The 26,090-nt window shown below is 65.4% G+C and carries 22 protein-coding genes; 15 read left to right on the top strand and 7 right to left on the bottom strand.

What is annotated here, in order from left to right:
* A partial coding sequence (locus MA09_RS15870; protein WP_036250511.1) for a choice-of-anchor Q domain-containing protein occupies positions 1–1,047 on the top strand: 1,047 nt, incomplete at its 5' end.
* Between the two features lie 87 nt (positions 1,048–1,134).
* Here the strand turns inward: MA09_RS15870 and MA09_RS15865 are convergent.
* Positions 1,135–2,439 (bottom strand): replication-associated recombination protein A, encoded by a 1,305-nt coding sequence (locus MA09_RS15865; protein WP_036250509.1) that lies wholly within the window; start codon positions 2,437–2,439, stop codon positions 1,135–1,137.
* Between the two features lie 156 nt (positions 2,440–2,595).
* Between MA09_RS15865 and MA09_RS15860 the strand changes: the two genes are divergently transcribed.
* Positions 2,596–3,144 carry a hypothetical protein gene (locus MA09_RS15860; RefSeq protein WP_036250507.1) on the top strand — a complete coding sequence of 183 codons (549 nt, stop codon included), beginning with the start codon at positions 2,596–2,598 and terminating at the stop codon, positions 3,142–3,144.
* An 82-nt stretch (positions 3,145–3,226) separates the two neighbouring features.
* On the opposite strand, the gene lolA is transcribed toward MA09_RS15860, so the two are convergent.
* Together lolA and MA09_RS15850 are read right to left on the bottom strand one after the other, a co-directional pair.
* Positions 3,227–3,862, bottom strand: a complete 636-nt coding sequence (gene lolA, locus MA09_RS15855) for an outer membrane lipoprotein chaperone LolA (protein WP_036250504.1) — start codon at positions 3,860–3,862, stop codon at positions 3,227–3,229.
* Between the two features lie 97 nt (positions 3,863–3,959).
* On the bottom strand, positions 3,960–6,443 hold the full coding sequence (locus MA09_RS15850; RefSeq protein WP_036250501.1) for a DNA translocase FtsK: 2,484 nt from the start codon (positions 6,441–6,443) through the stop codon (positions 3,960–3,962).
* 219 nt (positions 6,444–6,662) lie between these two features.
* On the opposite strand from MA09_RS15850, the gene trxB reads away from it, so the two are divergent.
* The 4 genes from trxB to MA09_RS15830 all read left to right on the top strand — a co-directional run bounded on the left by trxB (position 6,663) and on the right by MA09_RS15830 (position 11,297).
* Positions 6,663–7,628: a thioredoxin-disulfide reductase gene (trxB, locus tag MA09_RS15845; RefSeq protein WP_036250499.1), complete on the top strand. Its 966-nt coding sequence runs from the start codon at positions 6,663–6,665 to the stop codon at positions 7,626–7,628.
* 14 nt (positions 7,629–7,642) lie between these two features.
* Positions 7,643–8,311 (top strand): Smr/MutS family protein, encoded by a 669-nt coding sequence (locus MA09_RS15840; RefSeq protein ID WP_036250497.1) that lies wholly within the window; start codon positions 7,643–7,645, stop codon positions 8,309–8,311.
* A gap of 116 nt (positions 8,312–8,427) precedes the next feature.
* Positions 8,428–10,608 (top strand): ATP-binding protein, encoded by a 2,181-nt coding sequence (locus MA09_RS15835; RefSeq protein ID WP_229440750.1) that lies wholly within the window; start codon positions 8,428–8,430, stop codon positions 10,606–10,608.
* Between the two features lie 83 nt (positions 10,609–10,691).
* Positions 10,692–11,297 carry a trimeric intracellular cation channel family protein gene (locus MA09_RS15830; protein ID WP_036250491.1) on the top strand — a complete coding sequence of 202 codons (606 nt, stop codon included), beginning with the start codon at positions 10,692–10,694 and terminating at the stop codon, positions 11,295–11,297.
* Positions 11,298–11,437: 140 nt separating this feature from the next.
* On the opposite strand, the gene MA09_RS15825 is transcribed toward MA09_RS15830, so the two are convergent.
* Together MA09_RS15825 and MA09_RS15820 are read right to left on the bottom strand one after the other, a co-directional pair.
* Positions 11,438–11,776: a P-II family nitrogen regulator gene (locus MA09_RS15825; RefSeq protein WP_036250489.1), complete on the bottom strand. Its 339-nt coding sequence runs from the start codon at positions 11,774–11,776 to the stop codon at positions 11,438–11,440.
* 25 nt (positions 11,777–11,801) lie between these two features.
* Entirely contained in the window at positions 11,802–13,850 is a 2,049-nt protein-coding gene (locus MA09_RS15820) for an NAD(+) synthase (protein WP_036250486.1), read from the bottom strand.
* 51 nt (positions 13,851–13,901) lie between these two features.
* Between MA09_RS15820 and MA09_RS15815 the strand changes: the two genes are divergently transcribed.
* The gene (locus MA09_RS15815; RefSeq protein ID WP_036250484.1) at positions 13,902–15,041 is read left to right on the top strand and encodes a GNAT family N-acetyltransferase; all 1,140 of its coding nucleotides are present in this window, start codon (positions 13,902–13,904) and stop codon (positions 15,039–15,041) included.
* 94 nt (positions 15,042–15,135) lie between these two features.
* A complete protein-coding gene (locus MA09_RS15810; protein WP_051933508.1) occupies positions 15,136–16,236 on the top strand; it encodes a serine hydrolase in 1,101 nt (366 codons plus the stop codon).
* On the opposite strand, the gene MA09_RS24885 is transcribed toward MA09_RS15810, so the two are convergent.
* Together MA09_RS24885 and MA09_RS15805 are read right to left on the bottom strand one after the other, a co-directional pair.
* A complete protein-coding gene (locus tag MA09_RS24885; RefSeq protein ID WP_161783231.1) occupies positions 16,223–16,399 on the bottom strand; it encodes a hypothetical protein in 177 nt (58 codons plus the stop codon). The genes MA09_RS15810 and MA09_RS24885 overlap by 14 nt on opposite strands.
* Before the next feature lie 100 nt (positions 16,400–16,499).
* Positions 16,500–17,420, bottom strand: coding sequence for a LysR family transcriptional regulator (locus MA09_RS15805; RefSeq protein ID WP_036250482.1), 921 nt, complete (start codon positions 17,418–17,420; stop codon positions 16,500–16,502).
* A 272-nt stretch (positions 17,421–17,692) separates the two neighbouring features.
* Here MA09_RS15805 and MA09_RS15800 point away from each other — a divergent pair, with 272 nt between their 5' ends.
* The 7 genes from MA09_RS15800 (at position 17,693) to MA09_RS15770 (ending at position 25,861) form a co-directional block, all read left to right on the top strand.
* Complete coding sequence (locus MA09_RS15800) at positions 17,693–19,984, top strand: TonB-dependent receptor (RefSeq protein WP_036250480.1); 2,292 nt, start codon at positions 17,693–17,695, stop codon at positions 19,982–19,984.
* Between the two features lie 113 nt (positions 19,985–20,097).
* A complete protein-coding gene (locus MA09_RS15795; protein ID WP_036250477.1) occupies positions 20,098–20,982 on the top strand; it encodes an alpha/beta fold hydrolase in 885 nt (294 codons plus the stop codon).
* Positions 20,983–21,001: 19 nt separating this feature from the next.
* On the top strand, positions 21,002–22,204 hold the full coding sequence (locus MA09_RS15790) for a substrate-binding domain-containing protein (protein ID WP_036250476.1): 1,203 nt from the start codon (positions 21,002–21,004) through the stop codon (positions 22,202–22,204).
* Between the two features lies 1 nt (position 22,205).
* Positions 22,206–22,997, top strand: a complete 792-nt coding sequence (locus MA09_RS15785) for an ABC transporter ATP-binding protein (RefSeq protein WP_036250474.1) — start codon at positions 22,206–22,208, stop codon at positions 22,995–22,997.
* Complete coding sequence (locus MA09_RS15780; RefSeq protein ID WP_036250472.1) at positions 22,990–23,724, top strand: ABC transporter ATP-binding protein; 735 nt, start codon at positions 22,990–22,992, stop codon at positions 23,722–23,724. Before MA09_RS15785 ends, MA09_RS15780 begins: the two co-directional genes overlap by 8 nt.
* A gap of 8 nt (positions 23,725–23,732) precedes the next feature.
* The gene (locus MA09_RS15775) at positions 23,733–24,773 is read left to right on the top strand and encodes a branched-chain amino acid ABC transporter permease (RefSeq protein WP_081897629.1); all 1,041 of its coding nucleotides are present in this window, start codon (positions 23,733–23,735) and stop codon (positions 24,771–24,773) included.
* 5 nt (positions 24,774–24,778) lie between these two features.
* Entirely contained in the window at positions 24,779–25,861 is a 1,083-nt protein-coding gene (locus MA09_RS15770) for a branched-chain amino acid ABC transporter permease (RefSeq protein WP_036250575.1), read from the top strand.
* The last annotated feature ends 229 nt before the right edge of the window (positions 25,862–26,090 follow it).

Here is a 26,090-nt window from a genome sequence, read left to right as displayed (position 1 = left end):
ACCTCGTTCTACCCCCTGTACGTGGCCACCACCGGTTCGGATTCGAACCCGGGTACCCAGGCGCGTCCGTTCAAGACCATCAACAAGGCCGCCTCGGTGGCCAAGGCCAACACCACCGTGCACGTGGCCCCGGGCACCTACTACGGCAATGTCTCGACCAGGCTCAGCGGCACCTCGACCGGCGCCATCCGCTTCGTGTCCGATACCAAGTGGGGCGCCAAGATCGTCGGCAGCGGCACCGAAGTCATGTGGCTCAACAACGGCAGCTATGTCGAGATCAACGGTTTTGATATCAGCGGCCCGGGCCGCCTGGGTATCCAGAACATGGGCTCGAACACCCTGGTGACCAATAACCGCGTCCACCACATCACCGTCTCGGGCGGCTGCACCGGCAGCGGCGGCGCCGGCATCGTCAACGCCAACTACACCAGCTCGGCCGGCCACATCATCGGCAACGTCGTGCACGACATCGGCAAGCCGGGCGGCTGCAACGGCGTGCAGGGGATCTACTCGTCCAACAAGGGCAGCAAGATCCTGAACAACATCGTCTACCGCGCTTCGGCCTACGGCATCCACCTGTGGCACGCCGCGACCGATTCGATCATCGCCAACAACACCGTGTTCGCCAACGGTTCGAGCGGCATGGGCGGCGGCATCGTCACCGGCGTGGGCGACAAGCCGGGCAACATCCAGCTGAAGAACACGATGGTCGTCAACAACATCGTGTACAAGAACCCGCGCCAGGGCATCTCGCAGTACTGCTACTCGGGCCAGAACTGCATCGGCTCGGGCAACGTCACCGCGAACAACCTGGTCAACGGCAACGGCTCGGCCATCACGCTGCGCGCCGGCAGCGCCACCGGCACCGTCACCGCCGATCCGAAGTTCGTCAGCTACAACCCGACCGGCGCCGGCGACTATCGCCTGCAGAGCACCTCGCCGGCCGTGAACAAGGGCACCAAGAACTATGCCCCGACCGTCGACATCCTCAACGTGGCCCGTCCGAAAGGCGGCGCCTGGGACATCGGCGCCTACGAGAACTACTGATCGAGGCATAGCGGCAGGGGCACTCGATACAGCCCTGCCCGCAACACCAAGCCCTGCGATGGCCAGCCCATCGTGGGGCTTTTTTTGTCAGGCCCCGCCCGCCTCGTCGTCGAGGCTGCGCAGGAAGGCAAGCTTCTCGGCGATCTTCGATTCCACGCCGCGCGGCACCGGCCGGTACCAGCCCGGCTCGCGCATGCCGTCCGGCAGGTAGGTCTCGCCCGCCGCATAGGCATGCGGCTCGTCGTGGGCATAGCGGTAAGCGTGGCCGTAGCCGAGTTCCTTCATCAGCTTGGTCGGCGCATTGCGCAGATGAACCGGAACCTCGCGCGACTTGTCCTTCTTCACGAAAGCCATCGCTTCGTTGAAGGCGTTGTAGCCGGCATTGCTCTTGGCGGCGATCGCCAGGTAGATCACGGCCTGGCCCAGGGCCAGCTCGCCTTCGGGCGAACCGAGGCGCTCGTAGGTCGTGGCGGCATCGTTGGCGATCTGGAGCGCGCGCGGGTCGGCCAGGCCGATGTCTTCCCAGGCCATGCGCACGATGCGGCGCGACAGGTATTTGGCGTCGGCGCCGCCATCCAGCATGCGGCACAGCCAATAGAGCGCCGCGTCCGGATGCGAGCCGCGCACCGATTTGTGCAGGGCCGAGATCTGGTCGTAGAAGTTGTCGCCGCCCTTGTCGAAGCGGCGCGCGTTGAGCGTCAGCGCGTTCTCGACGAATTCGGCCGTGATACGGGTGACGCCCGCCGTGTCGCTTGAGGTCTTGGTCTGTTCCAGCAGGTTGAGGAAACGGCGCGCATCGCCGTCCGCATAGCCGACCAGGGTGTCGACCGCGACTTCGTCGAAGCTCAGGTGCTGCAGCACGCGCTCCTGGGCGCGTTTGAGCAACTGGCGCATCTCCTCGTCGTTCAGCGCCTTCAGCACGTAGACCTGCGAGCGCGACAACAGTGCCGAGTTGACCTCGAACGAAGGATTTTCGGTGGTGGCCCCGATCAGGGTCACCAGGCCCGACTCCACGAAGGGCAGCAAGGCATCCTGCTGCGACTTGTTAAAGCGGTGAATCTCGTCGATGAACAGGATAGTGTGCTTGCCCTGCTGGAGGTAGTGCTCGGCCTGTTCGACGGCGGCGCGGATGTCCTTTACGCCTGACAGCACGGCCGACAGCGCGATGAACTCGCAGTCGAAGGCGTAGGCGGTCAGGCGCGCCAGCGTGGTCTTGCCCACGCCGGGCGGCCCCCACAGGATCATCGAATGCGGCTTGCCGGACTTGAACACGAGGTTCAGCGGCTTGCCGGGGCCGAGCAGGTGGCTCTGGCCGATGACTTCGTCGATGGTACGCGGGCGCAGCGCTTCCGCCAGCGGCGGAGAGGGTTCGGTCTTGAACAGGTCATCCATGACGCGCTCCTGGGACGGTCAACGGGGATGCGAATTGAAGCAAATGGTTGTGCATGTGGCTAGTGTAGCCGATGCGGCCACCGCGGGCAGGCGGGCAGCAGGCTGCGCGGGCGGGCCTGCCCTATAATCCGGTGTTTTCCACGCCGGAGCCGTCCCATGAAGAAAGCCGCGCCCGTCCTGATGATCCAGGACGTCTGGTCCAGGTGGACCAAGGCCTCGCGCGCCGCCGCCGATGCCGGAGTGCGATTGGCCGTGCCCCGCGTCCACCGCCTGCCGCTCTTGAGCGGGGATGACACGATCCGTCATGAAGTGGCGGTGCTGGAAACGGAGGGCTTCGAACCGCGCCACCTGGTCCGGCCCCTGGACGATCCCGCCTGGGCCCATGACCGGCCTGCCCGGCCGGACAATCTGAAAGCCTGGCGGGTCGGCGATGCGTTTGCGGTGTCCTTGTTTCGGCCCTGGGACAGCATGCTGACCACCCAATGGCCGGCCTGGCTGGCCTCGCCCCTGTTCGAAGGCGGCGTGGGTGATGCCGTCCGGATCGACTGGAACGCCCGCTTCCGCTCTTCGCTGTTCGGCTCGAACCGCTCCTACTTCTACGAGGAGCACACCATCTGGGTCACGCTGCAGGCCGCACCGACCGACTCCGCCTTCCTCGATCTCGAGCCGATCAAGCACATCGACCTGCGTACCCGGATCTACTGAGTTCAGGGCTTGCCGACCGCCCTTCCGCTTTCGCTCAGCGCGGGCGCCGCCACGACGATCATCCGGTAGCGCCCGAAAGACTTTACTGGTTGACCACGTCGGCGCCCTTCGGCACCGAGAAGGTGAACTGCTGGGCGCCCAGCGCCGGATTGCGCTGGAAGTTGGTGAACTTCAGCAGCGAGACCTGGCCGAACTGGTCCTTCAGCTCCATTGCCACCGGCACGCCGCCCTTCAGGCCGATGCCGATCTGCTCGAAGGTGGTGTCCTTCGTCTTGGGCACCGCGGTCAGCCACTCGGCGCCGTCACGCTCGCCCGCTTCGGACAGGGTGAAGTTCTTCTCCAGGTCGTTGCTGCCGAACAGGATGGCGGCCGGGGACGAGCCCAGGGCGTTGCCCAGCTTGCGGGTGGTGACCTGGTTCAGGTCCTTGTCGTAGATGTAGAGCGTTTCGCCGTCGGCCTGCAGCAGCTGCTCGTAGGGCTTCTGGTAGGTCCAGATGAACTTGCCGGGACGGGCGAAGACGAAGCTGCCGCTCGAGACCGGAGCTAGCTTGCCGCTCTTGGATTTCGTCAGCTGCTGCTGGGTGAATTCGCCCTTGGCGGATTTGGTGGTGGCGACGAAGCTCTTGAACTGGTCGAGAGCGGCGGCGCTGGCGGTGCCCGAAACGGCCAGCGTTGCGCCTGCGATGAGTGCTGCGAAGCGGGTAGTCGTGAATTTCATATGCATTCCTCTTGTTGTGGTCCGCCACCGTGCGTTGACCGCGTGGGCGGGGGACCCGCCCACCCTACGAAAAACGATCCGCGGCGGTGGGCGTGGGTTATTCGGCGGTCGTGGCCGGCACGAGGATGTCGCGGTTGCCGTTCGACTGCATCGGCGACACCAGGCCGCTCTGCTCCATCTGCTCGATCAGGCGGGCGGCCCGGTTGTAGCCGATGCGCAGGTGGCGCTGGACCAGCGAGATCGAGGCCTTGCGGTTCTTGAGCACCACGGCCACGGCCTGGTCGTACATTGCATCCGATTCGCCGCCGCCTTCGCCCGCGGGGATGCCTTCGGCATTGCCCTCTTCCAGCGTGCCGCCTTCGAGAATGCCTTCAATATAGTTCGGTTCGCCCAGCGACTGGAGATGTTTTACAACTCGATGCACTTCGTCGTCCGACACGAAGGCGCCGTGCACGCGGATCGGCAGGCCGGTACCGGGCGGCATGTACAGCATGTCACCCATGCCCAGCAGGGTTTCCGCGCCCATCTGGTCGAGAATCGTGCGCGAGTCGATCTTGGACGAGACCTGGAAGGCGATGCGGGTCGGGATGTTCGCCTTGATCAGGCCGGTAATGACGTCCACCGACGGCCGCTGGGTCGCCAGGATCAGGTGGATGCCGGCCGCGCGCGCCTTCTGGGCGATACGGGCGATCAGCTCTTCCACCTTCTTGCCCACGACCATCATCAGGTCGGCCAGTTCGTCGATGATGATGACGATGGTCGGCAGCTTCTCCAGCGGTTCCGGCGAATCCGGGGTGATCGAGAACGGGTTCGGGATGTGCTCCTCGCGCTTGGCGGCCTCGAGGATCTTGCCGTTGTAGCCGGCCAGGTTGCGCACGCCGAGTTTACTCATCAGCTTGTAGCGGCGTTCCATCTCGTTTACCGCCCAGTTCAGCGCGTGGCCGGCCTGGCGCATGTCGGTCACGACCGGCGCCAGCAGATGCGGGATGCCCTCGTACACCGACATTTCCAGCATCTTCGGGTCGATCAGGATCAGGCGCACGTCGGCCGGGTCGGCCTTGTACAGCAGCGAGAGGATGGTGGCGTTGATGCCCACCGACTTGCCGGAACCGGTGGTGCCGGCCACCAGCAGGTGCGGCATCTTGGCCAGGTCGGCGCACACCGGCTTGCCGGCGATGTCCTTGCCCAGGGCGACCGTCAGCGCGGAGGCGCTGTCGCCATAGACCTTGGAGCCGACGATTTCCGACAGGCGCACGATCTGGCGCTTCGGGTTCGGTAGCTCGAGCGCCATGTAGTTCTTGCCCGGGATGGTCTCGACCACGCGGATCGAGGTCAGCGACAGCGAACGTGCCAGGTCGCGCGCCAGGTTGACGATCTGGCTGCCCTTCACGCCGGTGGCCGGTTCGATCTCGTAGCGGGTGACGACGGGACCGGGATAGGCGGCCACGACCTTGGCTTCGACGCCGAAGTCGGACAGCTTCTTCTCGATCAGGCGGCTGGTGAACTCCAGGGTCTCGATGGAGACCGCCTCCTGCGCCGGCGGCGCCTCGTCCAACAGGGCCAGCGGCGGCAGGCCGCCATCGCTCGCCAGCTCGTGGAACAGCGGGGTCTGCATCTCTTTCTGGGCGCGCTCGGACTTCGGCACGCTGGTCATCTGCGGCTCGATCTTGATCGACGGTGCCGGGGCCTGGGCCATCGGCGCCGGGGCGGTCGCCGGCATGGCAAGCGAGGCCGGCACCGACGGCGGCAGAATGACCGGTTCAGCGCGCGGCTCCAGCGCCGGCTCGGCCTTGACGATCGGCGGCGGGGCCGGATGCTTTTCGGTGTACTTCTGGCGCTCGTTGACCACCAGCTCGTCGCGCTTGACGGCCGCGGCTTCGCCCTGCTTGCGGTCCTCGTGGTCTTCCATGCGCATGCGGAACCAGCCGATGGTGTTCTCGACCGTCTCGCCGATGCGCTCGGCCACGGCCAGCCAGGATACCTGGAAGAACAGCGAGAAGCCCAGGCCGAACAGCAGCAGCAGGAGCAGGGTCGCGCCGGTAAAGCCGAAGGCGACGTGGGCCGAATGGCCGATCAGCTGGCCCAGTACGCCACCCGCCGCGCGCGGCAGCTCGACGTTCCACGACCACATGCGCAGGTATTCGAGTCCCAGGCTGCCGGCGAACATGATCGCGAAGCCGGTCCAGCGCACATACATCTCGCCGGCGTGGGGCGGCTCCTCGTCCGCCGGGCCGAGCTTGTCGGTCAGGCGGCGCCAGCCCTTCCAGACCCCGCGCAGGAAGATCACGCCCCACCACCAGGCCGAGAAGCCGAAGATGAACAGCAGCAGGTCGGACAGCCAGGCGCCGGCCTTGCCGCCCAGGTTGGCGATCCTGGGGACGGAATTGGCGTGCGACCAGCCGGGGTCGCCCTTGTTATAGCTTAATAAAATAAGGACGAAGTACAGGAAGGCCACGGCCATGGCAATCCAGCGCGCTTCCGACAAGAGGCGCGAGAGCCGGCCAGGCAGGGGCTGGCGGGCGCGCGTGGATTGCGCAGTGCGGGTGTAGCCAGAGGCGCTGGCGGGGCTGTTCTTGCTCATTGCTCGGTACTGCCGAAGTGATTACATGAGTGATATGAAAAGCGAAAAAGAAGTGTTCGCTATCAATAATCCGCCCATTCTAAGCCATATACGGCTGGGCTGGCCTACGATTCATGCTCGTGTGAATCATCGTCTATAATCCAGTGTTGCAAACCGAGCCTTGATCTTTCCAAAGGCCGCCCCCAGTTTCCGCATGTTCATCTCTTATTGAAGCCTCCCATGACTACTTCCAAACACGCCAAAGTCCTGATTCTCGGTTCCGGTCCTGCCGGCTACAGCGCAGCGGTCTACGCCGCGCGCGCCAACCTGAGCCCGATGCTGGTGACCGGCGTCGAACAGGGTGGACAGCTGATGACCACGACCGACGTCGAGAACTGGCCGGGCGATCCGCTGGGCGTACAGGGTCCGGAACTGATGCAGCGCCTGCTGCAGCATGCGGAGCGCTTCAACACCGAGATCGTGTTCGACCACATCCACACCACCTACCTGAACGAAAAACCGATCCGCCTGGTCGGCGACTCCAACGAGTACACCTGCGACGCCCTGATCATCGCCACCGGCGCCTCGGCCCAGTACCTCGGCCTGCCGTCGGAACAGGCCTTCATGGGCAAGGGCGTGTCGGCCTGCGCCACCTGCGACGGTTTCTTCTACCGCAACCAGGAAGTGGCGGTCATCGGCGGCGGCAACACCGCGGTCGAGGAAGCCCTGTACCTGGCCGGCATCGCCTCCAAGGTCACCTTGATCCACCGCCGCGACAAGTTCCGCGCCGAGCCGATCCTGGTCGACCGTCTGATGCACAAGGTCCAGGAAGGCAAGATTGTGCTGGAACTCAACCATACCCTGGACGAAGTCCTGGGCGACAACAGCGGCGTGACCGGCCTGCGCATCAAGTCGGCCACCACTGGCGAGGCCAAGGACGTGGCCGTGCACGGCCTGTTCGTGGCAATCGGCCACAAGCCGAACACGGGCATCTTCGAAGGCCAGCTTGAAATGCACAACGGTTACATCAAGACCCGTTCGGGCACCGAGGGCATGGCGACCGCCACCAGCGTGCCGGGCGTGTTCGCGGCCGGCGACGTCCAGGACCACGTGTATCGCCAGGCGATCACCAGCTCGGGCACTGGCTGCATGGCGGCGCTCGACGCGCAGCGCTACCTGGAAGCGCTGGAAGACGATCCAAAATAAGGAGCAGTAGTACGATGGCGGGCATGAAGGATTTCTCTGAACTGAAGGGCTTGCGCGACAAGCTCAAGGAAGACGAGCGCCTGCGCGCCATCGAGAAGGCCGAGCGCGAGAAGCGCGAGCGGATCGCGCGCGAACGCGCCGTGGAATTCCGCGGCGCGATGCAGGGCGTGACGAAGCTCCCTGAATCGAATCGCTACGTGTACCGCCCGGTGTACGTGGCGTCCGACCGTGTCTTCAAGGACCGCACGCCGCTCACCGAGGAAGAGGAAATCGAAGCGGTGCTGCGCGAGTCGCTGTCCGACCAGTTCGACGTCGAGGGCCTGCTCGACGAAGACCCTTCCCTCAGCTATGCCCAGCCGGGCGTGGGACCTGACGTCGTAAAGAAGCTGCGCAAGCGCCATTGGCCGGTGCAGGACGAGCTCGACCTGCACGGCATGAACCGCGACCAGGCGCGCGACGCCGTTACCGATTTCCTCCACCGTGCCAACCGCCGCGGCGTGCGCTGCGTACGCATCGTCCATGGCATCGGCTACGGCTCGCCGAAGGGCGAACCGGTGCTGCGCGGGATCGTGCACAGCTGGCTGGTACAAAAGAGCGAAGTCGTCGCCTTCTGCGTTGCGGGAAAGAAAGATGGTGGCCACGGCGCCCTGATCGTCCTGTTGCGCCCTGCCCTGCTCGAGTGAGCAAACGTACGGAATACAACGTCGGCACACTAGTAGAATGTGTCTGAATATGTATTGGCTGTACAATGCGCTCGTCCGGGATTTGCCGGATTTGACGAGAAGGGAATGGTGGCGAATTGAAGGGTACATCCGTGGTTCCGATGGAGCACGGTCGCCAGGTCGACCTGCTGAATTGTGCCGATGAGCCGATCCACATCCCCGGCTCGATCCAGCCCCACGGCACCCTCCTCTTCTTCACTGCCGACGGCGCGCTCGAAGGCTGGAGTGCCAATGCCCCGGCGATGCTCGGCATCACGCCCGAACTCGGCGTTCCCTATGCCTCGCTGGCTCTGCCGCGGGCAGCGCTCGAACTCCTGATCGACTACATCGGGCCGGGCGAGCCTGAAGTCTCGCCCTCGATGGTCCCGGTCTGCATCAACGGCATGGATTTCGACTGTGTCGTGCACGCCGCCCTCGGCCGGGTGATCGCAGAATTCGAACGGCGCGAGGTGAGCGCCGACGAGGTGACGCAGTTCGCGCTCAAGGCGCACGCCTCCATCGACCGCCTGCGCCGCCAGAAAACCATCGAAGGCCTGCTGTCCATCGCGGTGGACCAGATCCGCGAGTTCACCGGTTTCGACCGCGTGATGGCCTACCGCTTCCGCCCGGACGACAGCGGCGACGTCGTCGCCGAAGCCCGGCGCGAGGACATCGTGCCCTACCTCGGCCAGCGCTACCCGGCCTCGGACATCCCGGCCCAGGCGCGCCGCCTGTACGTTTTGAACACGCTGCGCTCGATCATCGATGTCAACGACACGATGGTGCCGCTGCTGGGCCCGGCCGATGCGCTGCCGCTCGACATGAGCCACGCCGTGCTGCGCAGCGTCTCGCCGGTCCACATCGAGTATTTGAAAAACATGGGCGTCGGCGCCTCGATGAGCGTGTCGATCGTCATCAACGGCCGGCTGTGGGGACTGATCGCCTGCCACCACATGTCGCGCAAGCTCGTGCCCTATTCGATCCGCATGGCAGCCGACGTGCTGGCCCAGGTAATGGCCTCGACCATCCACAGCATCGAGTCGCGCCAGGAAACCCAGATGGTCGAACGCGCGGCTTCGACCCGCACCAAGCTGGTCGAAGACTTGCTGATCGAGGACGATCCGCTCGAAACCTTCGGCCGCTTCGCCGAGGCGGTGCTGGCGGCCACGCAGGCCCAGGCCCAGGTCACCTGCTACTACGGCAAGGTCCGTGTGCATGGGGACCTTCCCCACGACCTGGCCGAAGCCATTGTCGCTTCCCTGCCCGACGCCGAGCACGACCTCGTGGTGCGCGAGAAGCTGGACGACTGGCCGGAATCGATCCGCGACCGGCTCGGCAAGTGGGTCGGGCTGCTTGCCATGCCCTTCGATCCGGCAGCGAACGGCTGGAACGTGCTGCTGCGCGTCGAGCAGATCGAACAGGTCGCCTGGGGCGGCCTGCCGGAAAAGACCACGACATTCGGGCCGCTGGGCGAGCGCCTGACGCCGCGCGGCTCCTTCGACGCCTGGTACGAGACGGTGCGCGGCCATGCGCATCCGTGGGAATCGACCATCCTGGCCAATTCTCGCCTGACCCTGGCCGAGCTGGTGCGCGTGATGACCTCGCGCCGCGCCCAGACCGAAGCCACGCGCGCCCAGTTGCTGGCCATGCTCGGCCACGACCTGCGCGATCCGCTCCATTCGATCAACATGGCCGGCATGGTGCTGGAAAAAGGCAGCGCCCAGCCGACCCTGGGCAAGCGCATCCAATCGTCCACCAGCCGCATGCAGCGCATGATCTCGCAGGTGCTGGACATGAGCCGCATCGACGGCGGCCTGGGCCTGGGCGTGACGCTCGAGCCGGTCAACCTGACGGCGCTGGTGGAAGACCTGATCGACGAGGCGCGCCTGGCCTACCCGACCGTTCCCTTCCTGCTCACCTGCGACGAGCAGGCGATGGTCAATGCCGACAGCGGGCGGCTGGGACAGGTGCTGTCCAACCTGCTGAGCAATGCGCGCCACCATGGCGAGGTGGGCAAGCCGGTGCGCATCTGCGTGCGCGTGGAGGGCAAGGAGGCAGTGGTCGACGTCAGCAATGCGGGCGGGCAGATCCCGACGGAGGTGGTGGCGACGCTGTTCAACCCGTTCAAGCGGGCGTCGCTGAACAACCCGCGCAATCGCACGGGCATGGGGCTGGGCCTGTACATCGCACAGCAGATCGTGCGCGAGCACCATGGCGAGATCGCGTATCGCCATGATGGGAACGAGGTCATCTTCTCGGTGCGGCTGCCGCTGCTGTAGCGTGGGCGGGTTCCCCGCCCCGCCCTACCGTAAATGCCGAGCGGCATGGTAGTCTAGCAACACCACCCGCTCTTCATCACCGCATGACCCTCATCAAGTTCATCGAAATCATGGCGATCCTGGTCGGCGCCTTCTCCGGCTTCATCGAAGCGCGGCGCAAGCGCATGGACCTGGTGGGCGTCTTTACGGTGGCCTTCATCACCGCTTTCGGCGGCGGCACCCTGCGCGACATCCTGCTCGACCGCCGGCCGCTGTTCTGGGTCATCCACCAGGAATACGCAATCCTGATCTTCGTGCTGGCCCTGGTGGCCTCGCCGCTGATCCGCACGCTGCGCCAGATCGTCTCCGAGCGCCTCATCGTCATCGCCGACGCCGTAGGTCTTGGTCTGTTCTCGGTCGCCGGCGTGTCTGCCGCGCTGGCCGCCGACATGCCGATCTTCATCGCCTCGATGATGGGCGTGATTACCGGGATCTTCGGCGGGGTGCTGCGCGACATCGTCTGCAACGAAGTGCCGATGGTGTTCCGCGACGGGAAGCCCTACGCGATCTGCGCCTTTCTGGGGAACTGGCTGTTCCTCCTGATGGGCAAGTACGGCGTGGATCCCGACTTCGCGCTGTGGTCGAGCGCGCTATTCATCAGCGGGCTGCGCCTGATTACCTGGAAGTTCGATTTGCGCATGGGGCGGTAGGGTGGGCGGCTTTACTCGACACAATATTCAGCCAGTGTCAGTTGCGCCGCCCACGCGCTGAGCGTTAGATCACCGCGTGGGCGGCATCAGAAGCGTCGGTATGCCCCCTCCTCGGTATAGCCGCCCACCCTACGACAAGCTTACACGGCGTCCGCCCCGGTCTCGCCGGTACGGATGCGAATCACCTGCTCGACGTTCTGAACAAAAATCTTGCCGTCGCCGATCTTGCCGGTGCGGGCCGCCTTGATGATGGCGTCGACCACCCCGTCGGCCATGGCGTCGTCCACCACCACCTCGATCTTCACCTTCGGCAGGAAGTCCACCACGTATTCGGCGCCGCGATACAGCTCGGTATGGCCCTTCTGGCGGCCGAAGCCCTTCACTTCGGTCACGGTCAGGCCGGTGACGTTCACTTCGGCCAGCGCCTCGCGCACTTCGTCGAGCTTGAAGGGTTTGATCACGCAGGTAATCTGTTTCATTTTCTTGTCTCTCAAATAAACACGGTTAGTCTGGAATATTCTTCAGGTCATCCATCCACACGGTGGCCTCGGAATCCGAAGGTGCGCGCCAGTCGCCGCGCGGCGACAGCGAGCCGCCGTTGCCGACCTTCGGCCCGTTCGGCACGCAGGTGCGCTTGAACTGGCTGGTCTTGAAGAAGCGCCACAGGAAGATGCCCAGGTTCTTCTTGATCGCGGCCAGCCCGTACTCGTTGCGAGCCGAGGCCGCGCTCGGCCACCTGCCCTGCTCGCGGTCGTGCCAGGCGCTCCAGGAGAGGAAGGCCACCTTGCTCGGCTTGAAGCCGTAGCGCAGCGTGTAGTACAGGTTGAAGTCCTGCAGCTCGTAGGGACCGATGGTGTTTTCGGTGATCTGCGCCGGCTTGCCGTCCTTGTCGCCGCCCGGCACCAGCTCGGGGCTGATCTCGGTGTCCAGGATCTTCAGCAGCACGTCCTTGCCACCCTCGACCACCGCCCCGGTCTCGGCCACCCAGCGCACCAGATAGGAAATCAGGGTCTTCGGCACGCTGGCGTTGACGTTGTAGTGCGACATGTGGTCGCCCACGCCGTAGGTGCACCAGCCCAGCGCCAGTTCCGACAGGTCGCCGGTGCCGATCACGATCCCGTTGTGGAAGTTCGCAAGGCGGAACAAATGGTTGGTGCGCTCGCCCGCCTGCACGTTCTCGAAGGTGATGTCGTACTCTGCCTTGCCTTCCACATAGGGGTGGCCGAGGTCCTTGAGCATCTGGATGCAGCTCGGGCGGATGTCGATCAGCTGGGCGCTGCAGCCCACTGCCGCCATCAGGTCGTTGGCCTGCTTCAGCGTGCGTTCGCTGGTGGCGAAGCCCGGCATGGTATAGGCGAGGATGTTGGTGCGCGGCAGGCCGAGGCGGTCCATGGCCTTGGCGCAGACCAGCAGCGCATGGGTCGAGTCCAGCCCGCCCGAGACGCCGATGACCACTTTCTTGATGCCGGTACTCGCGAGGCGCTGGATCAGGGCCTGCACCTGGATGTTGTAGACCTCGGTGCAGCGCTCGTCGCGGCGCGCCTGGTCGGCCGGCACGTAAGGGAAGCGTTCGACGGTACGGGCCAGGGGCATGTCGCGGTCGAGCGGCAGGTCGAGCGTAAACTGCACCACGCGGAACTTCGACACCTCGTCCGCGTGGCGGCGCACCGACTGCGCGAAGGTGGTCGCGTGCATGCGCTCGTTCGACAAACGATCCAGGTCGACGTCGGCAAAGATCACGTGCGAGTCGTCGCTGAAGCGTTCCGACTCGGCCAGCAGCTCGCCCTTTTCGTAGATGAGCGACTGGCCGTCCCAGGCCATGTCGTTGGTCGATTCTCCGAAGCCGGCCGAGGTGTAGAGATAGGCCGCCAGGCAGCGCGCCGACTGCTGGCCGACCAGCTGGTGGCGGTAGCCGCTCTTGCCCACCACGACGTTCGAGGCCGACAGGTTGACCAGCACGGTGGCGCCGGCCATCGCCGCGAACGAGGACGGCGGGATCGGCACCCAGACGTCTTCGCAGATCTCGACGTGGAAACGGAACAGCGGCAGGTTCTCGATCTCGAACAGCAGGCTGGGGCCGAAGGGCACGATGGCGCCGAACAGCTCGATCTGGTCGCTAGCTGCGCAATCGGCCGCACTGAACTGCCGGGATTCGTAAAACTCGCCATAATTAGGCAGGAAACTCTTGGGCACCACGCCTAGCACCCGGCCACCCGCGACCACGGCGGCGCAATTGAAGAGCTGGTGGTTCACCTTGAGCGGCAGGCCGACGACCAGCGCCACCGGCAGGGCCTTCGAAGCCTCGATGATGCGGGCCAGGCCGTCGAGGCAGGCGTCGAGCAGCGCACGCTGGTGAAACAGGTCTTCGCAGCTGTAGGCCGACAGGCCAAGTTCCGGAAAGGCCACCAGCACGGCGCCCTGGTCGGCGGCCTGGCGAGCAAGCCGCAGGGTCTGCTCGACGTTGAAGGCCGGGTCGGCGATGCGGCAGCGCGGGATGGCCACCGCGACGCGGGCGAAGTGGTGCGTATAGAGGTTGAAGAATCGGTTGTTCATTGGTGAGACTTTCGCAACGTCGTCGCTCATCAATTCGTTAGGGATGTCATTTTGAATTATCGCACGCATATCGTTTCTTCTTTGTCCGAGATTGGAGCGCAGCAGTGGGACGCGCTGGTCGCGGCACAGGAAAATCCCAACCCCTTCCTGTCCTACGCCTTCCTGCATGCCCTGCACGAATCCGGCAGCGCGGCACCCGGCACCGGCTGGCAGCCGCAGTACATCGCCCTGTACGATGGCGAGCGGCTCGCCGCCGCCCTGCCCCTCTACGTCAAGGGCCACTCCTACGGCGAGTACGTGTTCGACTGGGCCTGGGCCGATGCCTACCACCGGCACGGGGTCGAGTACTACCCGAAGCTGCTCAGCGCGATCCCGTTCACCCCGGTGGCGGGACCGCGCTTGATGGCGGTGGACGATGCCGCCCGTGCAGCACTGGTCGACGTGCTGGTGGCCACGCAGGGCGCGGCCGAGGTCTCCTCGACCCACGTGCTGTTCCCGCCCGAGGAACAGGCGCGCCAGCTTGCGGATGCCGGCTTCATGCTGCGCAGCGGCGTGCAGTTCCATTGGCTGAACGGGGGATACAGCACTTTCGAAGACTTCCTGGCCACGCTCGAACAGAAGAAGCGCAAGAACATCCGCGCCGAGCGCAGGAAGGTGCGCGAGGCCGGCGTCACGCTGCGGCGCGTGCGCGGCCGCGATGCGCTCGATGCCGACTGGCTGCTGTTCAACCGCTGCTACCGCCACACCTACAAGGCGCACTATTCGACGCCCTACCTGAACCTGGACTTCTTCCGGCGCATCGGCGCGAGCATGCCCGACAACATCCTGCTCGTCATCGCCTCGCGCGAGGGGCGCGACATCGCCGCCTCGCTGGTGATCCACAACGAGACCACGCTGTTCGGGCGCTACTGGGGCGAGCTGGAACACGTGCCCTGCCTGCACTTCGAGGCGGCCTACTACCAGCCGCTCGAGTTCTGCATCGAAGAGAATATCCAGGCCTTCGAGGGCGGCGCCCAGGGCGAGCACAAGATGGCGCGCGGCTTCCTGCCGACCCGTACCTGGTCGGCGCACTGGCTGGCGCATCCCTCGTTCGCCGATGCGATCGAGCGCTTCCTGGAGCGTGAAAAAGGCGGTATCGACGACTACATGGACGAGCTGAACGAGCGCAATCCATTCCGCGAGTCGCGCTGAACGGGCGCTCCCCCGGCAGTGTGGAAATGCACGCATTTTCGGCTGGCCGGCGCGTGCTATCGTCGCCGCCTGTCATCGTCGGACATCAACGTGCATGAAGCGCCCCCTCCTCCACCTTCTGCTGCTCTGTTTCCCCTTCGCCGTCATGGCTGCGCCCGATACGCCGGCCACCCTGACCCAGTCCCTCGACCACATCGTCGCGGCGCGCTTCAAGCCGGAACTGCCGGGCGTGGCGGCCCTCGTCGTCAAGGACGGCCGTCCGGTCCTGCGCAAGGCCTACGGCATGGCCAACCTGGAACTCGGGGTCCCGATCCGCCCCGATCACGTATTCCGGATCGGTTCGACCACCAAGCTGTTCACGGCGACCGCCGTCATGCTGCTGGTCGACGAAGGCAGGCTTGCCCTCGACGCCCCGGTCAAGCGCTACCTGCCGGAAGCGCCGCCCCATTGGGACAAGGTCACGATCGAGCATCTCCTGAGCCATACGAGCGGCATTCCCAACCTGTCGATGGATTCCGGCTACTACCGCACCACCGCACGGCTGGAGCACACGCTGGAGGAACTGGTTGCGCCGGTACGCGACCGCCCGCTCGACTTCGCGCCCGGGACGAAATTCGCGTACAACAATACCGGCTACAACCTGCTCGGCATGGTGATCGAAAAGGTCTCGGGCGAAGGCTTCTTCGCCTTCCTGGATCGCCGCATCATCCAGCCGCTCGGCCTGAAGCACACCCGGGAAGGCAGCGACCAGCAGCTCATTCCCGGCCTGGTCAGCGGTTACAGGGGTGACAAGCAGCGCGGTCCCGCGCCCGCCATGCTGCTCGCCAACAGTAACCTGCATGCCGCCGGCGGCCTGGTCAGCACCGTCGACGACCTTGCCGCCTTCATGCTCGGGCTGCAGTCGGGGAAGCTGGTCTCGCCGAAGGGCGTGCAGCGCATGAATACCGAACACCTCCTCCCTGACGGCAAGGCGACCGGCTATGGACTCGGGACCTGGCTGCGCAAGCTCAACGGCAAGCGCCTGGTCGGGCACGGCGGCTACATCCTCAACTTCTACAGCCAGCTGGAGATGGACATCGATTCGGGCATCGTCGCGGTCACGCTGCATAACGGCGACCGGTTCGGCGGCGACAACGAAGTATTGAGCAAGCAGCTGATCGCGGAAGTGCAGGCCTGGCACCCTAAGGCGCAGTGAGCAGCGCCTGGCCAGGGATCTTCGACGGCTCGCCCGCGAGCTTGTCGAGCGCTGCCGGCACACCCGCGGCCGGCAGCACGTAGCGGGCGTAGGGCACGCCGTGGATGAAGGTAGGACATTCCTCATAAGCGTGTTCGTACTGCGCGAAGGCGGCGAGCGCCACGGCATTCACGCCTTCACGGCCAGTCGGCTGGAAGTGCCGATCGCGTATTCCATTTGTTGATCGGCTCCCATCATCCTGCTGCTCGCAATATCGTTCGTGTTCAGCTTGCGGACAAGCCCACGCCTTCTTCCACGAACAGGTCCGGATGGTTCTCCGCGCACTCGCGCAGCAGGTTCCACACCACCTTCACCCGGCGCAGCCGGTACAGGTCGGTCGGCGCAGCCAGCCAGAACGAGCGCTCGGCCTGGAAGCCCGGCAGCACCCGCACCAGGCGCCCGTCGCTAGGTATCGCATAGGGCGGCGCCATCATCAGGCCCATGCCGAGCGAGGCTGCTTCGAGCTGCGCGGTCATGCCCGAGCAGCAGATGCGGCGGCGCGGGGTAAACCCGAGTTCGTTCAGGTACGAGAGCTCACGGCTTGCCAATCGGTCCTGCACGTAGTCGACGAAGTCGTGGCCTGCCAGGTGGGCCTGGGTCCGGATCGGCGGATGCTTCGCCAGGTAGGAAGGCGATGCGTACAGGTAGAAGTGGAAGGAGGCCAGGCGCGTGACCATGTAGCGGCCGGTGGTGGGCGGATCGAGCATCACGCCGAGGTCGGCCTCGCGGTTGGCCAGGTTGGCGAAGCGCGGCAGGTTCAACAGGTCGATCGACAGGTCCGGGTGCTGGGCCAATAGCCTGGCCAGCAGCGGCGCCACCACGCGCACCCCGAACACTTCCGGCACGCCGAGCCGCACCACGCCGTGGGCCGCCACTTCCGCCCCGCCGATCTGCTCGGCCGCAGCCAGCGCCGCACCCTCCATCGCCTCGGCATGCGGCAGCAGCGCCTGCCCGACCTCGGTCAGCTCGTAGCCTTCGCGCGAACGGTCGAACAGGGTGGAGCCGAGCTGCGCTTCCAGGCGGTCGATGCGCCGGGCTACGGTCGTGTGCTCGACTTCCAGCCGGCGCGAAGCGCCCGACAGGGTGCCGGCGCGCGCCAGCTCCAGGAAGAATCGCAGGTCGGTCCACTCTGGCAGCGTATTCATCGGGCGCGTTGTTTGATGTCAAGATGACATATTGTGCACTAGTGCACATTCCCCCTGCAATCAAATGAAGCTTTTTCGATGCGGCAGCGCACAAACGGTGCGCCATCGCATTCCTCCCTTGTCAACACGCGCACCAGCCCCGTGCAGCGAGCTGTGCATTTTTGCACAACGGGGTGGGCGATTGTTGACTATCTAACCAAACCCAACCGAGGCAAACTGCTGACCATGCGAAAACCTGAACGCATGCCGCTATCAAAAACAAGGAGACATCGATGCGTCTGACCAAGAATAAACTGAAGCTGCTGAACCCCGCCATCCATTCCGCCGTGGCCCTGCTAGTCTTATCTAGCGGCAACGTGGCCTACGCCCAGGACGCCGCCGGCGCCCCGCCGGCAGCCAGTGCCGGAGAAGGCGGCGTCAACAAGGTGGTCGTGACCGCCCGCCGCCGCGAGGAAACCCTGCAGGACGTGCCGGTCTCGGTCACCGCCTTCAGCGCCGACCAGCTCTCGAAGGTCGCGACGCCGGACATCACCGCCCTCGCGACGGCCCTGCCGAACACCACCCTGAAAGCCTCGCGCGCCACCAACTCGACCCTGACCGCCTTCATCCGCGGCGTCGGCCAGGCCGACCCGCTGGCCGGCTTCGAATCGGGCGTCGGCATCTACATCGACGACATCTACCTGGCGCGCCCGCAGGCCGCCGTGGCCGACATCTACGACGTCGAGCGCATCGAAGTGCTGCGCGGCCCGCAGGGCACGCTGTACGGCCGCAACACCATCGGCGGCGCCGTCAAGTACGTCACCCGCAAGCTGGCCCCGCAGCCGGATGCGCGCCTGCGCGCCACCATCGGCCAGTACGGCCAGAAGGAGATCGTCGCCACCGCCAGCACCCCGGTCTCGGAATCAGCCCGCATCGGCGGCACCTTCGCCCGCTTCAAGCGCGACGGCTTCGGCAAGAACCTGACCACCGGCGGCGACAACTACGACAAGGATGTCACCGCGGCCCGCCTGTCTGCCGAGTTCACGCCGAGCCCGGACCTGTTCATCCGCATCGCCGGCGACGTCACCCAGGACGATTCCAGCCCAAAGAACGGCCATCGCCTGATCGTCGGCCGCACCAGCGGCGCCCCGATCCTGAGCAACGTCTTCGACACCCGCGCCAACCTGATGCAGGCGCTTGGCAAGGACCAGGAAGTCAAGGCGCACGGCGTCTCGGCCACCGTCGAATACACCATCAACGACGAGTGGAGCGTGAAATCGATCACCGCCAAGCGCAAGGACAAGTCCTACGCGCCGATCGACTTCGACTCGCTGGCGGTCACCGACATGCACGTTCCGGCCCTGTATACCAACGAGCAGTTCAGCCAGGAATTCAACCTCACCTACACCGGTGAACGTTTGCAAGGCGTGGCTGGGATCTACTACATTGACGCCAACGCCTTCAACAAGTTCGACACCATCCTGGGCGGCGCGGTTCCGACCTCGACCTACACGATGGGCGACATCGACACCAAGGCCTGGGCGATCTATGCCGACGGCAGCTACAACGTCACCGACGCCTTCAGCGTCTCGCTGGGCGGCCGCTACACCGTCGACGAGCGCGAAGCCGAAGTGCTGCGCCAGATCTACCTGGGTGGCAACGGGTCGCCGGGGATGGGCAATCCCGGCGCTATCCTGTTCCGCACCGACACCGACCTGCGCGGCGGCATCCTGAAACGCAAGGACAAGAAGTTCACCCCGCGCGTGGCCGTGAACTACAAGATGAATGCGGACCACAACGTGTACGCGTCCTATTCCGAAGGCTTCAAGGGCGGTGGCTTCGAACCGCGCCTGAACGTGGTCGGCACCCGCATCCCGCTGTCGGTGGCGCAGCGCGGCTACGAGCCGGAAACCATCGAGACCTACGAGCTGGGCCTGAAGTCGGCCTTCAACGGCGGCCGCATCACCACCAACGCCGCGGTGTTCTACAGCGACTACCAGGACGTCCAGATCCCGGGCTCGGTGGCGATCGACACCAACGGCGACGGCCGCGACGACAGCTTCGCCGGCGTGACCACCAACGCAGGCAAGGCCAAGATCAAGGGCGCGGAACTGGAAGCCATTGCCAACCTCACCCCGAACTTCATGGTCGCGGGCATGTACAGCTACATCGACGCCGAGTACAAGGAATACATCTCGGCCGGCGTGAACGTGGCGGGCCAGCGCGTATTCCAGAACACGCCGAAGAACTCGGCCAACCTGCGCTTCAACTACGACATCCCAATGCCGGTGATGGCCCATGGCGGCAAGCTCTCGCTGATCGGCAGCGCCTCGTACAAGGGCGCCACCGCCCAGTTCGAGACCCCGTCGATGCTGGACCAGGAATCGTACAAGCTGTATGACGCGAGCATCGTCTGGACCCGCACCGACGGCAAGGTCCGCGTCGGCCTGCACGGCAAGAACCTGAGCGACAAGCGCTACAAGACCGGCGGCTACCTGTTCCCGACCCTGGGCACCGAAGGCACCCTGACCGCGTTTTACGGCAACCCACGCCAGGTCTCGGCAACGCTCGAGTACCGCTTCTAAACCCCGAAGCACCCGGCAGCATCCCAGGCTGGCGCCTCCGGCGCCGGCCAGGAGGCTTGCCGCCCGACAAAACGCTTACCACGACCCGAACGACTCACAGGATATCAGCCAGCGTGTCCACTTTCACTCCACTCAGCTACACCAGCAGCGACGGGCTGGCGCTGTACGCGCGCGACTATCCGGCCACAAGCGGCGACGCCGGTATGAGCGCGCGCTTGCCGGTCATCTGCATCCACGGACTGACGCGCAATTCGGCCGACTTCGACGAACTCGCGCCCGAGCTGGCAGCCATGGGCCGGCGCGTGATCGCGGTCGACGTGCGCGGCCGCGGTCATTCGGCGCACGACCCGAATCCGGACAACTATACCCCTGCCGTCTACGCGGGCGACATCGTCAAGCTGATGGAGAACCTGGGCCTGTCGCGCGCCATCTTCGTCGGCACCTCGATGGGCGGCCTGATCACCATGACCCTGGCGGCGCGCCGGCTCGACCTGATCGCCGCCGCCATCATCAACGACATCGGTCCCGTCATGTCGGTGCGCGGCCTGCAGCGCATCGCCGCCTACGCGGGCCGCTGCAATGCGGTCGGTTCCTGGGAGGAAGCCGCCGCCTACCTGCGCGCCATCAACGCCTGCGCCTTCCCCGCCAACTCCGACGAGGAGTGGGGCAAGTGGGCGCGCCGCGCCTTCGAACAGAAGGATGACGGCCAGCTGGCGCTGCGTTACGATCCGAATATCGCGAATGCGATACAGACGGGTAAACTGCGCCCGACCTCGCTGGCCGCGCGCATGGCCTTCCGCCGGCTGGCGCGGCGCCGCCCCACCCTCCTGGTGCGCGGCGCGCTGTCCGACCTGGTCGAACGGGAACAGGCCGACTGGATGCGCAAGGCCGCCCCGGAACTGCACTATGCGGAAGTGCCGAACGTCGGCCATGCGCCCATGCTCACCGAGCCGGAGGCGCTGGAGGCGATCCGCGCCTTCCTGGCCAAGCTACCGTAAGAATCACAAGGAGACTGACATGAACCACCTGATCAAACCCCTGGCCGTGGCCATCGTGGCGGCCTTCGCCGCCGGCGCCGCCCCCACCGTGTACGCGCAGGGCAAGGACCTGAAGATCGCCCTCATCGCCGGCAAGACCGGCCCGCTCGAAGCCTACGCCAAGGAGACCGAGACCGGCTTCATGATGGGCCTGGAGTACCTCACCGGCGGCACCATGCAGATCAACGGCCGGAAAATCAAGGTCATCGTCAAGGACGACCAGTCCAAGCCGGACCTCGGACGCACCCTGCTGGCCGAAGCCTACGGCGACGACAAGGTCGACATCGCGGTCGGCACCACCTCGTCCGGCTCGGCCATCGCCATGCTGCCGGTCGCCAAGGAATACAAGAAGGTGCTGATCGTCGAACCGGCCGTGGCCGACGCGATCACCCAGGAAAAGTGGAACAAGTATGTCTTCCGCACCGCGCGCAGCTCGATGCAGGACGCCCTGGCCGCCGCCAGCACCTTCAAGAGCGGCAGCGTCGGCTTCCTGGCGCAGGACTACGCCTTCGGGCGCGACGCCATCGAGGCGGGCAAGGAAGCGCTCAAGACCACCGGCAGCAAGGCCGTTGTCGTGCACGAGGAATATGCACCGGCCACCGCCACCGACTTCACCGCGCCGGCCCAGCGCCTGTTCGACAAGCTGAAGGACAAGCCGCAGCCGCGCGTGCTGCAGATCGTCTGGGCAGGCCCGAACCCGCTGAACAAGATCGCCGACATGAAGCCGGAGCGCTTCGGCATCGCCCTGGCGCCGGGCGGCAACATCCTGCCGGTGATGAAGACCTGGAAGAATTTCGCCGGCACCGAAGGCACCATCAATTACTACTACGGCTTCCCGAAGAACAAGATGAACGACTGGCTGGTGGCGGAACACACCAAGCGCTTCAAGATGCCGCCTGACATGTTCACGGCGGGCGGCATGGCCGCGGCCGGCGCGGTGGTGGCCGCCCTCTCGAAGGCGCCCAACGCGAAGAACGGCGACGAGATGGTGGCAGCGATGGAAGGCCTGTCGTTCGACACGCCGAAAGGCCGGATGACCTTCCGCAAGGAAGACCACCAGGCCATCCAGCCGATGTACCACTTCCGCATCAAGAAGGACCAGAAGCACGAATGGGACCTGCTGGAACTGGTGCGCGAGATCCCGGCATCCGAACTGCCGGTGCCGGTGCGGAACAAGCGCTGACATGAGCTCCCAGGCATCCCAGCCCTCCCTCTCGACCCGCGACCTGACCATCCGCTTCGGCGGCCATGTCGCGGTGAATGCGGTGACGGCGGACTTCCATCCCGGCACCCTGACCGTCATCGTCGGCCCCAACGGCGCCGGCAAGACCACCTACTTCAACCTGGTGTCGGGCCAGTTGCCCGCCACCTCGGGCAGCGTGTTCGTGAAGGGCCAGGACATCACCCGCGCCGGCGCCGCAAAGCGCACCCGCCTCGGGGTCGGCCGCGCCTTCCAGCTGACCAACCTGTTCCCGAACCTGACGGTGGCGGAGAACGTGCGCCTGGCGGTGCAGAGCCGCGCCGGCCTCGGCCTGAACTTCCTGTCGATCTGGTCCAGCCACAAGGAACTGATCGCGCGCGCCGAGCACTACCTGGAGCGCGTGGGCCTGGTCAAGCGCCGCGACGCCTGGGTGCGCACGCTCTCGCACGGCGACCAGCGCAAGCTGGAAGTGGCCATCCTGCTGGCGCTGGAACCGGACATCATGATGTTCGACGAACCGACCGCCGGCATGAGCGTGGACGAAGTGCCGGTGGTGCTCGACCTGATCCATGCCGTGAAATCCGAACGCAACAAGACCGTGCTGCTGGTCGAGCACAAGATGGACGTGGTACGCGCCCTGGCCGACCGCATCATCGTGCTGCACAACGGGACCCTGGTGGCCGACGGCAAGCCGGCTGAAGTCATGCAATCGAAGATCGTACAGGAAGCCTATCTTGGAACACCCGAATCTGCAAACAGCGCAGCCCATGCCTAAGACAGCAGAGCCGCTGCTCACCCTGAAGGGTGTGCACACCCACATCGGCCAGTACCACATCCTGCAGGGCGTGGACCTGACGGTGCCGCGCGGCGGCCTGTCGGTCCTGCTCGGCCGCAACGGCGCCGGCAAGACCACCACCCTGCGCACCATCATGGGCTTGTGGAAGGCCAGCGCCGGCAGCATCAGCTTCGACGGCCGCGACATCACGAAGATGGCCACGCCCGACATCGCCCGGCTGGGGATCGCCTACGTCCCGGAAAGCATGGCCGTGTTCTCGGACCTGACCGTGCGCGAGAACCTGTATCTCGCCGCCCGGAATGGTCCTCTGGACCAGGCTCGCGTCGACTGGATCTGCGGTTTCTTCCCGGCGCTGAAGAAGTTCTGGAACTACCCGGCCGGGAATCTCTCGGGCGGCCAGAAGCAGATGGTGGCGATCGCCCGCGCGATCGTCGAGCCGCGCAAGCTGCTGCTGGTCGACGAGCCGACCAAGGGCCTGGCGCCGGCCATCATCCAGAGCCTGATGGCCGCTTTCCGCGAGCTGAAGGACACCAGCACCAGCATCCTGCTGGTCGAGCAGAACTTCAACTTCGTGCGCTCGCTCGGCGACACGGTCAGCGTGATGGACGACGGCCGCGTCGTGCACGCCGGCTCGATGGCCCAGCTTGCCGGTGACGAGGAACTGCAGCAGCGCCTGCTCGGCCTCTCGCTCGACTCTCATCAATAGGAATAACCATGAGCGCAACCCTACCCATTTCCGGCAAGGACACGCCCCTGCAGAACAACACGCCCTTGCCGAAGGCGCCGCGCGACATCGCGCCGCTGCTGCTGGTGCCGGCGCTGATGCTGGCCATGCTGCCCCTGGTCGGCAGCTTTCCCACCTGGGTCACCCTGACCGTCGCCGGCCTGGCGATGGGCATGATGATCTTCATCATGGCGAGCGGCCTGACCCTGGTCTTCGGCCTGATGAGCGTGCTGAACTTCGGCCATGGCGCCTTCGTGTCGGTCGGCGCCTTCTCGGCCACCCTGGTGCTGCTGCCGATGCAGGGCTGGCTCGAGATGGACTCGCTGCTGGTCAACCTCGGCGTGCTGGCGCTTGCCATCACCGTCGCCATGATCGTCACCGCCCTGCTGGGCTGGGCGTTCGAGCGCGTGATCATCATGCCGGTCTACGGCCAGCACCTGAAGCAGATCCTGATCACCATGGGCGGCATGATCGTGGCCGAACAGCTGATCCACGTGATCTGGGGCGCCGAAACCATTGCCCTGCCGCTGCCGACCGCGCTGCGCGGCGCCATCTTCCTGGGCGACGCGGCCATCGAGAAGTATCGCCTGGTGGCGGTGGTGATCGGCCTGCTGGTCTTCATCGGCATGTTCCTGACCCTGAACCGCACCAAGATCGGTTTGCTCATCCGCGCCGGCGTCGAGAACGGCGAGATGGTCGAAGCGCTCGGCTACCGCATCAAGCGCCTGTTCGTCACCGTGTTCGCGGCCGGTTCGGCGCTGGCCGGCATGGGCGGCGTGCTGTGGGGCCTGTACAAGGAAACGCTCACCGCCGCGATGGGCGGCGAGATGATGGTCCTGATCTTCATCGTCATCATCATCGGCGGCCTCGGTTCCGTAGGCGGATGCTTCATCGGCGCCTTGCTCATGGCGCTGGTCACCAACTATGCCGGCTTCCTGGCGCCGAAGGTCGCGCTGGTCTCGAACATCATCCTGATGATCGCGATCCTGCTGTGGCGCCCGGCCGGCCTGTACTCGAAAATGCGGGGTTGAACCAGATGCTGCACCGACTTCTTTCCGCCGACATGCCGCGCAGCCGCCTGCTCTCCGCAGTGCTGCTGATCATCCTGCTGGGATTGGCCTTCGCGCCCTTCCTGAGCTCGGGCGCGCGCCCGCTCAACACCGCCGCCACGATCTGCGTCTACATCGTGCTGGTGGCGTCCTACGACCTGCTGCTGGGCTACACGGGCATCGTCTCCTTCGCCCACACCATGTTCTACGGCATCGGCGCCTACGGCATCGGGCTCGGGCTGGCGCGCGTGGACGAGCCCACCTGGAGCGCCGCCCTCGGCGGCCTCGGCATCGCCCTGCTGCTGGCGCTGGCCCTGGCCCTGGTGGTCGGCCTGTTCGCCCTGCGGGTACGCGCCATCTTCTACGCCATGATCACGCTGGCCGTGGCTTCTTCGTTTGCGGTGCTGGCCTCGCAGCTGTCGGACTTCACCGGCGGCGAGGACGGCATCACCTTCAGCGTGCCCGAAGTGCTGACGCCGGGCTTCACGCTGGTGGAGAACGAGGTCTTCGGGCGCGCCATCGACGGCAAGCTGATCACCTATTACCTGGTGTTCTTCGGCTGCCTGCTGCTGTTCCTGTTCCTGCTGCGACTGGTGAATTCTCCTTTCGGCCGGGTGCTGCAGGCGATCCGCGAGAACGAGTTCCGCGCCGAGGCGCTCGGCTACCGCACCATGACCTACCGCATCTGGGCCAACTGCCTGGCGGCCCTGGTGGCGGCGCTGGCCGGCGCCCTGATGGCCCTGTGGCTGCGCTACGTGGGCCCGGATACCTCGCTCGGCTTCAAGGTGATGACCGACATCCTCCTGATCGTCGTTATCGGCGGCATGGGCACGATGTACGGCGCGGTGGTCGGCGCGGCGCTGTTCATCATCGCCCAGAACTACCTGCAGGGACTGATGGGCGCGGGCTCGGAGGCGCTGGCAGGCGTGCCGCTGCTGGCAGCGGCGCTGCATCCGGACCGCTGGATGCTGTGGCTGGGCGTGCTGTTCATCCTGTCGATCTATTTTTTCCCGATCGGGATTGTCGGGAAGCTGAGGCTGCGCAGCTTCCTGGCGCGGCAAACCAGGTAGTTCCCCCGCCCTCCTCGGCTTTGCTCACGGCCTCCTCGCGGAGGCCGTTTCTTTTCCCGCCAATTGGTTCCCCTCCTGCCGTTGAGCGGGGCCGATCCTCGTTCGGCCCGCATTGAATGAACATCAATGCTCCTTGCAAGCCTGCTCATACCATAAAGACAACCATGGCCTCGCCGTCAGCCAGCGCGAGTGGACCACCATTTTTTTCTGGCTCAGTGTGAAAGGGGAA

Source organism: Massilia sp. BSC265, from assembly GCF_000740675.1.
GTDB lineage: Bacteria > Pseudomonadota > Gammaproteobacteria > Burkholderiales > Burkholderiaceae_D > Telluria.
Note: the sequence above shows the minus strand (reverse complement) of the source record. Positions and strands in the feature narration are given on the sequence as shown.

Excerpts from the sequence above, each read along its gene's own strand:
- MA09_RS15810 (WP_051933508.1), top strand. The coding sequence starts at position 15,136 with ATGAAGCGCCCCCTCCTCCACCTTCTGCTGCTCTGTTTCCCCTTCGCC.
- MA09_RS15850 (WP_036250501.1), bottom strand. The coding sequence starts at position 6,443 with ATGAGCAAGAACAGCCCCGCCAGCGCCTCTGGCTACACCCGCACTGCG.
- MA09_RS15860 (WP_036250507.1), top strand. The coding sequence starts at position 2,596 with ATGAAGAAAGCCGCGCCCGTCCTGATGATCCAGGACGTCTGGTCCAGG.
- MA09_RS15805 (WP_036250482.1), bottom strand. The coding sequence starts at position 17,420 with ATGAATACGCTGCCAGAGTGGACCGACCTGCGATTCTTCCTGGAGCTG.
- MA09_RS15830 (WP_036250491.1), top strand. The coding sequence starts at position 10,692 with ATGACCCTCATCAAGTTCATCGAAATCATGGCGATCCTGGTCGGCGCC.
- MA09_RS15825 (WP_036250489.1), bottom strand. The coding sequence starts at position 11,776 with ATGAAACAGATTACCTGCGTGATCAAACCCTTCAAGCTCGACGAAGTG.
- trxB (WP_036250499.1), top strand. The coding sequence starts at position 6,663 with ATGACTACTTCCAAACACGCCAAAGTCCTGATTCTCGGTTCCGGTCCT.
- lolA (WP_036250504.1), bottom strand. The coding sequence starts at position 3,862 with ATGAAATTCACGACTACCCGCTTCGCAGCACTCATCGCAGGCGCAACG.
- MA09_RS15770 (WP_036250575.1), top strand. The coding sequence starts at position 24,779 with ATGCTGCACCGACTTCTTTCCGCCGACATGCCGCGCAGCCGCCTGCTC.
- MA09_RS15790 (WP_036250476.1), top strand. The coding sequence starts at position 21,002 with ATGAACCACCTGATCAAACCCCTGGCCGTGGCCATCGTGGCGGCCTTC.
- MA09_RS15800 (WP_036250480.1), top strand. The coding sequence starts at position 17,693 with ATGCGTCTGACCAAGAATAAACTGAAGCTGCTGAACCCCGCCATCCAT.
- MA09_RS15775 (WP_081897629.1), top strand. The coding sequence starts at position 23,733 with ATGAGCGCAACCCTACCCATTTCCGGCAAGGACACGCCCCTGCAGAAC.
- MA09_RS15865 (WP_036250509.1), bottom strand. The coding sequence starts at position 2,439 with ATGGATGACCTGTTCAAGACCGAACCCTCTCCGCCGCTGGCGGAAGCG.
- MA09_RS15785 (WP_036250474.1), top strand. The coding sequence starts at position 22,206 with ATGAGCTCCCAGGCATCCCAGCCCTCCCTCTCGACCCGCGACCTGACC.
- MA09_RS15840 (WP_036250497.1), top strand. The coding sequence starts at position 7,643 with ATGGCGGGCATGAAGGATTTCTCTGAACTGAAGGGCTTGCGCGACAAG.
- MA09_RS15820 (WP_036250486.1), bottom strand. The coding sequence starts at position 13,850 with ATGAACAACCGATTCTTCAACCTCTATACGCACCACTTCGCCCGCGTC.
- MA09_RS15780 (WP_036250472.1), top strand. The coding sequence starts at position 22,990 with ATGCCTAAGACAGCAGAGCCGCTGCTCACCCTGAAGGGTGTGCACACC.